This window comes from Lactobacillus kefiranofaciens (assembly GCF_900103655.1).
Lineage (GTDB): Bacteria > Bacillota > Bacilli > Lactobacillales > Lactobacillaceae > Lactobacillus > Lactobacillus kefiranofaciens.
Genome location: NZ_FMXC01000081.1, coordinates 1 through 1,312, shown reverse-complemented (window position 1 = coordinate 1,312; position 1,312 = coordinate 1). Strand labels below are relative to the sequence as shown.

The window sequence follows — 1,312 nt, the reverse complement described above, 5'->3', positions numbered from 1 at the left end:
TTACAGGGGACTATGTCCTCCTTTTTTATGCAATAAAAAACCTGTTAACAGCTTATCATATTGATAAGTCATCAACAGGAAAAATTATAGAGCCTGAATATGATAATGCCAATACTTAAAGAAGCGCCTTAACTTAAATTAGGGCGCTTCTTATTTACACATATAATTAATGAACAAAACAAACTACAATTACATCTCTTCATTAATTATTCTGGCAACTTCTCTTGCTTTCTTCAATTTAAGCGTTTCAAACTGCTCTTTGAATTCATTGTAAGCAATAGAGGATACATTCGCATTATAAAAATCATCGAAGACAACATCTTCTAGTAAAAGTACTTAAGTTATTGGTAAAAGAATTGACTATAACCAATATACGTAGAAAAACAGCATGCATGTCAAATTGTTTTTAGGTGTAGCAAAAAAACTTTTAGCTCTAAAAATTACTAAGTTTTATAACTCTATTGACTTTATCAAAGATGATAATATAATTTAATTATTAAAAAATACTAAAGCGGTGAGAATATGATAGAAATGAAAAATGTTTCATTTGATTATGTAACATTTGAAAAGAACCCTGGCTTAAAAGGTGCATTGAAAGATTTTTTTAGACGAAAAAGCCACAAAAAAAGGGCAATTAATACATTAAATCTAACTATTAAGGATGGTGAAGTAATAGGATTAATTGGACCTAATGGAGCTGGAAAAACAACTTTTGCAAAGTTATTAACTGGAATAATCGAAGCAACTGAGGGCAATATTAAAATAGATAATATTAATCCGGCTTTACATTGCAAATCTTTTTATCAAAACATAGGTGTAATGTTTGGTCAAAAAACACAACTATCGTGGAATTTACCACCTATAGACACGTTTAATATGCTTAGCGCAATTTATGAGCTAACTGATAAAAACTATAAAAACAGATTGAATTACTTAGTAGAAGTATTGAATCTAAAAGATATTATTAAAATACCTGTTCGAAAGTTGTCGTTAGGTCAAAGAGTAAAATGTGAATTATTATGTGCACTCATACATTCTCCTAAATATTTATTTCTTGATGAACCCACGTTAGGGTTAGATATAGAAACTCAGAAAAATATATACGATTTTTTACTTGAAGAGAATAGAATAAACAAAACCACAATTATATTCACATCACATAATTTACGTGATATTGAAGCTATTTCTAAAAGATTACTTATTTTGGTTCAAGGACATATTATTTTGAAACTGTCAAATCTTTTGTGTAAATAGATCTTTCTCATAGATTGATTTTTTATTCTTTATTTAATCAAAGTAAGATTCTAAGGTG

General features: G+C 28.0%; 1 protein-coding gene. It reads left to right on the top strand.

Annotated features, from left to right (window positions below; genetic code table 11):
• Window positions 1-522: 522 nt before the first annotated feature.
• Entirely contained in the window at window positions 523-1,254 is a 732-nt protein-coding gene (locus tag BLP58_RS11715) for an ABC transporter ATP-binding protein (protein ID WP_013854586.1), read from the top strand.
• Window positions 1,255-1,312 lie beyond the last annotated feature (58 nt).

Excerpts from the sequence above, each read along its gene's own strand:
- BLP58_RS11715 (WP_013854586.1), top strand. The coding sequence starts at position 523 with ATGATAGAAATGAAAAATGTTTCATTTGATTATGTAACATTTGAAAAG.